At 70.1% G+C, this 8,507-nt stretch carries 8 protein-coding genes; 6 read left to right on the top strand and 2 right to left on the bottom strand.

Annotated features, from left to right (window positions below):
• Nucleotides 1–284 precede the first annotated feature (284 nt).
• Nucleotides 285–1,454 (top strand): DUF2786 domain-containing protein, encoded by a 1,170-nt coding sequence (locus ACFXA3_RS19740; RefSeq protein WP_385188385.1) that lies wholly within the window; start codon nucleotides 285–287, stop codon nucleotides 1,452–1,454.
• A gap of 36 nt (nucleotides 1,455–1,490) precedes the next feature.
• Here the strand turns inward: ACFXA3_RS19740 and tatA are convergent, their stop codons facing one another.
• Nucleotides 1,491–1,661: a Sec-independent protein translocase subunit TatA gene (tatA, locus tag ACFXA3_RS19735; RefSeq protein WP_385188383.1), complete on the bottom strand. Its 171-nt coding sequence runs from the start codon at nucleotides 1,659–1,661 to the stop codon at nucleotides 1,491–1,493.
• A gap of 300 nt (nucleotides 1,662–1,961) precedes the next feature.
• Here tatA and ACFXA3_RS19730 point away from each other — a divergent pair, with 300 nt between their 5' ends.
• Complete coding sequence (locus tag ACFXA3_RS19730) at nucleotides 1,962–2,177, top strand: DUF397 domain-containing protein (RefSeq protein WP_051696354.1); 216 nt, start codon at nucleotides 1,962–1,964, stop codon at nucleotides 2,175–2,177.
• A gap of 124 nt (nucleotides 2,178–2,301) precedes the next feature.
• Here ACFXA3_RS19730 and ACFXA3_RS19725 read toward each other — a convergent pair whose 3' ends face one another.
• A complete protein-coding gene (locus ACFXA3_RS19725; protein ID WP_385188381.1) occupies nucleotides 2,302–2,799 on the bottom strand; it encodes an ATP-binding protein in 498 nt (165 codons plus the stop codon).
• Nucleotides 2,800–3,164: 365 nt separating this feature from the next.
• Between ACFXA3_RS19725 and ACFXA3_RS19720 the strand changes: the two genes are divergently transcribed.
• The 4 genes from ACFXA3_RS19720 to ACFXA3_RS19705 all read left to right on the top strand — a co-directional run bounded on the left by ACFXA3_RS19720 (nucleotide 3,165) and on the right by ACFXA3_RS19705 (nucleotide 8,388).
• On the top strand, nucleotides 3,165–4,043 hold the full coding sequence (locus tag ACFXA3_RS19720; RefSeq protein ID WP_385188380.1) for a helix-turn-helix domain-containing protein: 879 nt from the start codon (nucleotides 3,165–3,167) through the stop codon (nucleotides 4,041–4,043).
• 89 nt (nucleotides 4,044–4,132) lie between these two features.
• Nucleotides 4,133–5,590: an aldehyde dehydrogenase family protein gene (locus ACFXA3_RS19715; protein ID WP_385188379.1), complete on the top strand. Its 1,458-nt coding sequence runs from the start codon at nucleotides 4,133–4,135 to the stop codon at nucleotides 5,588–5,590.
• Nucleotides 5,591–5,646: 56 nt separating this feature from the next.
• Nucleotides 5,647–7,728: a penicillin-binding protein 2 gene (mrdA, locus tag ACFXA3_RS19710; protein WP_385188378.1), complete on the top strand. Its 2,082-nt coding sequence runs from the start codon at nucleotides 5,647–5,649 to the stop codon at nucleotides 7,726–7,728.
• A gap of 105 nt (nucleotides 7,729–7,833) precedes the next feature.
• Complete coding sequence (locus ACFXA3_RS19705; protein WP_385188377.1) at nucleotides 7,834–8,388, top strand: DinB family protein; 555 nt, start codon at nucleotides 7,834–7,836, stop codon at nucleotides 8,386–8,388.
• Nucleotides 8,389–8,507: the final 119 nt, after the last annotated feature.

Genomic DNA, 8,507 nt, shown 5'->3' with positions numbered 1-8,507 from the left:
AGCCTCGCCCGCGGCGTCGCGTCGGCTGCCGCTGCCGCTGCCCGCGTGCGCGCCGTTGCGGGGGCTCCGCCCCCGAGCCCCCGAGCCCCCGAGCCCCCGAGCCTCCGTGCCCCCGAGCCTCCGTGCCCCCGAGCCTCCGTGCCCCAGAGCCTCCGTGCCCCCGAGCCCCCCGTGCCCCGTGCCCCCTGCCCCCGTGCCGCGATGACCGGCGGGGCCGGATCGGGGGCGGGGTCCTCCGGGGCTGGGCCGCCGGTGGCGGTGGGGGGCCGTGACAAGCTGTGGGGGTGAGAGAGATCGTCGATCGTGCGTGCGAAGCAGCCCTCTACGGCCAGGACGACGCCGGGCTGGATGCCGGGGCCTCCGTGCTCGTCGGCGACGGCGGGCAGTGGGGCGAGGTCGGACGGGGGCTGCTGGCGCGCGGCGAGGCGTACGTACGGCAGGCCTGGGAGCGGGGCTGGCAGCCCGCGGACGTGCTCCGCCTGGTGGGCCGGGACCTCGGCGACCGGCACCTGCGGATCACCCGCGACCTGATCGCCGCCGAGGCCCGCCGGTACGCGCGGCTGCCCGAGCGGTGGACCGACGCCGAGGTGTGGTGGGCGGACGACGCGGAGTACGGCGAAGGGCTCGCGCAGCGGGAGCGGACGGACCGGTTCACCCTGGCGACCGGTGTGCTGGAGGTGTTCCGCCTGCTGATCCGGCTGCCCTCGATCGAACCGGTGGGCCCGGTTCCCGGCGACCCGGCCGCCGACGCCCTGGAGCACGCGCACATCGAGCCCCGCATGCTCGGCCGCATCCGCGCCCTGCTCGCCAAGGCGGAGGCGACCACGTACCCGGAGGAGGCGGAGGCGCTCAGCGCCAAGGCCCAGGAGCTGATGGCCCGGCACACCGTCGACGAGGCCCTGCTCGCGGCGAGCGGCAAGGGGCCGGCCCAGGTGCCCGGGGCCTGCCGGATCGGCGTGGAGGCGCCGTACGAGGAGGCCAAGGCGGTGCTGCTCGACGCGGTGGCCACCGCGAACCGCTGCCGGGCGGTGTGGAACAGCGCCTTCGAGTTCTCCACCGTGGTGGGCTTCGAGAGCGACCTGGAGGCGGTGGAGCTGCTCTACACCTCGCTGCTCGTGCAGGGCACGGCCGCCATGACCCGCGCCGAGGCCGCGCAGCGCTCCGGCGGACGCAAGCGCACCAAGACGTTCCGGCAGTCCTTCCTGCTCGCGTACGCCAGCCGGCTCGGCCAGCGGCTCGCCGAGACCGCCGAGCACACCGTGGCCGAGGCCCCCGACAACCTGCCCGCCCTGGTCGCCCGCGACGTCGCCGTCACCTCCCGGGCGGACGAGATGTTCCCGCGGACCACGACCACCCGGCTGCGCGGGGCCACCGACCACGCGGGCTGGGAGGACGGCACGGCCGCCGCGGACCGCGCCCACATGGGCGGCAAACGCCCGCCGCTGCCCCGCTAGGTCCCGTCCGGGCCCTGTCCTGCGGCCCGCGCCGCGCTACGGCTGGTCGCCGCTCTCGCTGCGCAGGGCCTGGGTCTCCGATTTCAGGATGCGCATCGAGCGGCCCACCGAGCGGGCCATGTCGGGCAGCTTCTTCGAGCCGAAGACGAGGACGCAGACCACGAGGAGCAGGATCAGGTGCCAGGGCTCAAGGGCGTTGCGGAGCATGCGCTTCCCCCAAAGGGTGACGGGATTCCCGGGTGTCGGGCCCGACCATGGAACAGCGCCCCGCGCCTCCTCACAACTCTGAAGGAGTTCTGAAGACCCGGGGGTCCGGTTCTTGATGCAGGCCTTATAAGGGTCTGATTCGTCCCTGATCCACCCGAGTTCTTCCCTGACAGTGATCAAGGCAGCACCCTCCGCGTGCACGTGCATCTGCCCATGCATGCGCTTATGAACACAGCTATGATCCGGTGCAGTTGACATCTGCACTATCGGGGGCTTCCTGTGGACCACGCGTACAACGGGATGGCAGCTGCAGAACTCGACGGAGTGACCTGGCAGAAGAGCAGACACAGCAACTCGCAAGGTTCCTGTGTGGAGTTCGCCAAGCTGCCGGGTGGCGCCGTCGCCGTGCGCAACTCGCGCTTCCCGGACGGGCCGGCGCTCGTCTACACGCCGGCCGAGATAGAGGCGCTGCTGCTGGGCGTCAAGGACGGCGAGTTCGACCACCTGATCGCCTGAAGGAACAGCGCGCCGATCAAGCCATGCACGTGCACTGGCCGGGACTGATCGAAACGATCAACCCCGGCCAGTTGGCTTGTGTGCACCCGGCGGAACGCCTGCGCGCAACGACCGCGCGGAACGGCTATTCGGGGAGCATGAACAGCGCCCAGACCACCTTGCCGGTCAGCCGCCCGGCGAGCGGGTGCCAGCCCCAGCTGTCGCTGTACGCGTCCACGAGGAACAGCCCGCGCCCCGACTCCAGGTCGCAGTTCTCCTGCGTCCGCTCCGGTGCGAACGACCCGCCCGGCCGGTCCTCGCTGGGGTCCCGTACCGCGCACACCAGCCGGGTGCTCCACCGCATCAGGTGCAGCCGTACCGAGGCCTCGGGCTCGCCCGCGGCGCCGCTGCCGGGCCGTGCGTCGTCCGGCAGGGCGTGGCGCAGGGCGTTGGTCACGAGTTCGGAGACCACGAGGGCGACGTCGTCGAAGCGCTCGTCGAGGCCCCACTGGGACAGGGTCGACCTGGTGAACGAGCGGGCGCCCCGCACCGCCTCGAAGCGGGCGGGCAGAGCGCAGGAAGCGGACCCGGAGACAGCCGTGGGGTCGACCGGGGGCAGCCCCTGCCGTAACGGCTCGAGCATGGTCGATCCATTCGTCCCCATGCGAGGCACTCCCGGGATTCGCGGCCGGAGCGGTGACTCCGTCCAGAAAGAACTGCGGGGTGGGTCCGGCGCCGGCGCGAAGAGCACGCAGGTGCGCGGCACCATCGTTCCGAATGCAGAAGCTGGATGCAAGGGCAGATGCACGTGCACGCGCCGGACCTGTCCACTCCCGTGATGGTTCTTGCTCATTTCTTCCTACGCATACTTACGGACTTCTTTTGCGGCAGCCCGGATTCCGTTACAGAACGAGTACGGGCCGATGCGTTTTGGTGGCAGACTGCGGGCCCTGGGGTTCGGGGGCCCCGGCGACGCACACCACGCGCAGACCACGCGTACACAAGGCGATGGGGAGGGCAGGACTAGTGACCGCAGAAGCAAGCGGTTCTGTGGTGCGCCGCATCCTCCTGGGCTCTCAGCTCAGGCGACTCCGAGAATCCCGCGGCATCACCCGTGAGGCGGCCGGCTACTCGATCCGCGCATCCGAATCGAAGATCAGCCGCTTGGAGTTGGGAAGGGTGAGCTTCAAGGCAAGGGACGTGGAGGACCTCCTCACGCTCTACGGAGTCACGGACGGCGCGGAGCGGGAGTCCCTGCTGGGACTGGTCCGCGAGGCCAATGCGGCCGGGTGGTGGCACAGCTACGGCGACGTGCTGCCCGGATGGTTCCAGACGTACATCGGTCTGGAGGGCGCGGCGTCGCTCATCCGGATCTACGAAGTCCAGTTCGTCCACGGCCTGTTGCAGACCGAGGCCTACGCCCAGGCCGTCGTCAGCCGGGGCATGCCCGGGGCCACCAAGGCCGAGATCGACCGCCGGGTCGCACTGCGCCTGGAACGCCAGAAGGTGCTGGTCTCCGAGAGCGCCCCGGTCTTCCACGCCGTCCTCGACGAGGCCGCGCTGCGCCGCCCGTACGGCGACCGCGACGTGATGCGCGGTCAGCTGGAGCACCTGATCGAGGTCTCCCAGCGGCCCAACGTGCAGCTCCAGGTGATGCCGTTCTCCTTCGGCGGCCACGCGGGCGAAAGCGGAGCCTTCACCCTGCTGCGCTTCCCGGAGTCCGACCTCCAGGACATCGTCTATCTGGAACAGCTCACCAGTGCCCTCTACCTGGACAAAGACGAGGAAGTGAGGCAGTACGGACGGGCGATGGAGCGGCTTCAGGCCGACTGCCCCGACCCTGACCGGACGCGGGATCTTCTCCGCGGCCTCCTCCAACTGTCTTGATTCGCACGTAGTATGACGTCTGATCAGTGCATGATGACCGATCGGTCTCCGGTGCAGCGCACGGGTGCGCGCTCGCAGTAAGGGATGGCATGTCCATATTCGACGACCTGGCTCACCAGTACATCGACGGCGAATGGCTGGCCGGCACCGGTTCGTGGGACATCATCGACGTCAACCCGTACAACGGGGAGAAGCTCGCGGCCATCACCGTGGCCACCGTCGAGCAGGTGGACCAGGCCTACCGCGGCGCCGAGCGCGCCCAGAGAGAGTGGGCCGCCACCAGCCCGTACGCCAGACGCGCCGTCCTGGAACGCGCCCTGCGGATCACCGAGGAGCGCGAAAAGGAGATCATCGAGGCGATGATCGACGAGCTCGGCGGGACCCGTCCCAAGGCCGAGTACGAGGTCCACCTCGCCAAGGAGTTCATCCGCGAGTCGATCCAGCTGGCCGTCCGCCCCGAGGGCCGCATCCTCGCGTCGCAGGTCGAGGGCAAGGAGAACCGGGTCCAGCGCCTGCCGGTCGGCGTGGTCACCGTGATCAGCCCGTTCAACTTCCCGTTCCTGGTCACCCTGAAGTCGGTCGCCCCGGCCCTGGCCCTGGGCAACGCGGTGGTGATCAAGCCGAACCAGAACGCACCCGTGGTCGGCGGCGGAGTCATCGCCAAGGTCTTCGAGGACGCGGGCCTGCCCGCCGGACTGCTGAACGTGCTGGTCACCGACATCGCCGAGATAGGCGACGCACTGCTGACGCACCCCGTCCCGAAGGTCATCTCCTTCGCCGGCTCCGACCGGGTCGGCCGGCACGTCGGCTCCGTCGCCGCCCGCCACTTCAAGCGGACGGTCCTGGAGCTCAGCGGCAACAGCGCCCTCGTCGTCCTCGACGACGCCGACCTCGACTACGCGGTGGACGCGGCCGTCTTCAGCCGCTTCGTCTACCAGGGCCAGGTCTGCATGGCCGCCAACCGGATCCTCGTGGACGCCTCGGTGGCGGAGGAGTTCACCGCGAAGTTCACCGCCCGGGTGCGGAGCCTGAAGACCGGCGACCCCCACGAGGCGGACACCCACATCGGCCCGCTGATCAACTCCTTCCAGGCCGACGCCCTGACCGCGCTCGTCGACCAGGCCGTGGAATCCGGGGCCCAGGCCCTCGTACGCGGTTCTACGCGCGGCAACCTGGTCGAGCCGACCGTGCTGGCCGGCCTCCCCGAGGACTCCCCGCTGCTCGGCCAGGAGATCTTCGGCCCGGTGGCGCTGCTGGTGGTCTTCGACGGCGAGGACGAGGCCGTACGGCTGACCAACGCGACCCCGTACGGGCTGAGCGGCGCCGTGCACACGCGGGACGTGGAGCGCGGCGTCCGGTTCGCGCAGCGGATCGAGACCGGGATGATCCACGTCAACGACTCGACCATCGGGGACGAGCCGCTCGCCGCGTTCGGCGGGGAGAAGGCCTCGGGCCTGGGACGACTCAACGGCGAAGCCACGATCGAGGCCTTCACCACCCAGAAGTGGATCTCGGTCCAGCACGGCCGGACGACCTTCCCGTTCTGACCTCGTTCTAGACTCGTGCGAGTCGGCGGCGGGCAGCGTTCCGGGGGAGACCTGAGTTGAGCAACATTCCGGAGACGGGGCGCACGCCCCGGGTCCAGAACCGCCTGGTGGTCATCCAGGTGGTCGTCTTCTCGCTGCTGCTCACCCTCGGCGGGCGCCTCTGGTACCTCCAGATACGCAACGGCCAGGAGTATACGGACGAGGCGAAGAACAACCACACCCAGCAGGTCGTCCAGCCCGCCGTGCGCGGTTCGATCCTGGACGCCCGCGGGGTGCCCCTCGCCGACAACGAGACGCGCATGGTCGTCTCCGCCAGCCGCACCGACCTGACCAAGATGAAGGACAAGGGCAAGGACGTACTGACCCGGCTCGCCGGCGTCCTGGGCCTGAGGCCCGACGACGTGGTCAACAGCGTCCGGCTGTGCGACGCCAAGACGCCCAAGCCGTGCTGGAACGGTTCTCCCTACCAGCCGATCCCCGTCACCGACGAGGCGACCACGGACCAGGTGCTGGAGATAAGGGAGCACGCCGAGCAGTTCCCGGGCATCACCGCCGAGCCGACCGCCCTGCGCCGCTACCCCGCACCGGACCAGGCCAACACCTCCCAGGTGCTGGGCTACCTCTCGCCCGTCACCGACGCGGAGATCACCAAGGCGAGGAAGACCGACTCCCCGTACCTGCGCTCGGACCAGGTGGGCCGCTCCGGCCTGGAGCGCACGTACGACAAGGAGCTGCGCGGCAAGGCCGGCGTCACGCACTACGAGGTGGACAACCTCGGCCGGGTCATCGGGCAGGCGCAGGCCGAGAAGCCGACACCCGGCTCGAACATCGTCACCTCGATCGACTCGCGCGTGCAGGCGGTCGCCGAGCGCGAGCTGAACAACGCGATGGTCGAGGCCCGCAAGACGTACGACAAGATCACGCACAAGAACTACGAGGCCGACTCGGGCGCGGTCGTCGTGATGGAGGCCAAGACGGGCCGCATCGTCGCGATGGCCTCCAACCCCACCTACGACCCGAACGCGTGGGTCGGCGGCATCTCCGCCAAGGACTACGCCGCCCTCACCGACAGGGAATCCAACTACCCGCTGCTCAACCGCGCGATCCAGGGCCAGGCGGCCCCCGGCTCGATCTTCAAGGTCGTCTCCTCGACCGCCGCGGTGAACGCCGGGTACCCGTTCAACGGGCGCTACGGCTGCCCCAGCTCGTACTCGGTCGGCAGCCAGAACTTCACCAACTTCGAGTCGCAGGGCTACGGCGACATCACCATCGGCCGGGCCCTCGAAGTCTCCTGCGACACCGTCTACTACGGCATCGCGGACAAGGAGTGGAAGAAGGACGGCGGGATCAACCCCAGGAAGGACCCGAGCGACTGGTTCCTCAAGACGGCCCACGAGTTCGGGCTGGGCAAGGCCACCGGCGTCGACCTGCCGAACGAGGTGAACGGCCGGGTCCCCGACCGCCAGTGGAAGAAGGACTTCTTCGACGCGAACAAGGCCGCCTGGTGCCGCGACGGCAAGAAGGACGGCTCGTACGCCGAGAAGATCGCGTACGAGAACTGCCGCCAGGGCAACCAGCTGCGCGAGGGCGACGCGATCAACTACTCGATCGGCCAGGGCGACACCCTCGTCACCCCGATCCAGATGGCGTCGATCTACGCGGCCATCTCCAACGGCGGCATGATGCACCAGCCGAGCATCGGCAAGGCGATCGTCAGCGCCGACGGCACCTCGGTCAAGGAGATCGCGCCGAAGGAACAGGGCCGGCTGCCCATGGACGAGGAGCTGCGCGACGACATCGACGGCGCGCTCGCCTCGGTGGCCACCACCGGCAGCGCGGCCTGGCGCTTCGGCGGCTGGCCGCAGAAGCAGATCCCGATGCACGCGAAGACGGGCACCGCCGAGGTCCAGGGCAAGCAGACCACCTCGTGGTTCGCCTCGTACACCGGGGACTACGCGATCGTCATGACGATCTCCCAGGGCGGTACGGGCTCCGGGGCGTCCGGTCCGGCCGTCCGCAACATCTACGAGGCGATGTACGGGCTCGACGAGAAGGGCAACCAGGACCTGTCCAAGGCCCTGCTCCCGACGCCGCAGACCCAGCTCCCGGCGATCCGTCCCGAGGGCGCCGCCCAGTGACCCGCATTGCGGACAGATCCTGACCGCAACCCTTCGTAACGTGTTCCTCGCCCCCCGGAAGGGGGGAACGACATGCACGGCATACGGAAAAGGCGGTGGATCGGCATGGTCACTCACGTTCCCTCGGAGTCCTACGGCGACGAGCGCGGAGCGCTCCTGTCCTTCGTCGAGGCCCAGCGGGGCGCCCTGCGCCGCTCGGTCCTCGGCCTGACCGAGGAGCAGGCGGCGAGCCGCCCGAGCGCGAGCGGGCTGTCGCTGTCGGGGCTGCTGAAGCACGTCGCGGAGACGGAACTGGGCTGGCTGCGGATGGCACAGCAGCAGCCGAACGAGAAGCAGCGCACCGAGGAGACCTGGAGCGACAGCTTCCGTCTGGTCGAGGGCGAGAGCGTTCCGCAGGTCCTGGAATTCTGGGAGGGGGTCGTGGCGGAGCTGGAGAAGTTCATCCGCTCCGTCCCGAGCCTGGACGACACCTTCCCGCTCCCCGAGGCGCCCTGGTTCCCCAAGGAGGGCAGGGTCTCGATGCGGTGGCTGCTCCTGCACCTGGTGGAGGAGCACGCCCGCCACGCGGGCCACGCGGACATCGTGCGTGAGTCGCTGGACGGCAGGACGGCCTTCGAGCTGGTGGCGCAGGCCCAGGGGGAGGCCCGGCCCGCGTCGTAGCCGACGGCGCCGCGGGCCGCCCCGGGCGGGGGGGGGGGGCGTGGGGGTGGCGCCCCCCCGGGGGCCTTGCCCGCACCCGGCCGGAGGCACCCCCCTGAAGGGCGGGCCGACCACAGGAT

It is taken from the genome of Streptomyces sp. NPDC059456 (assembly GCF_042750055.1).
In the GTDB taxonomy this organism is placed as follows: domain Bacteria; phylum Actinomycetota; class Actinomycetes; order Streptomycetales; family Streptomycetaceae; genus Streptomyces.
Note: the sequence above shows the minus strand (reverse complement) of the source record. Positions and strands in the feature narration are given on the sequence as shown.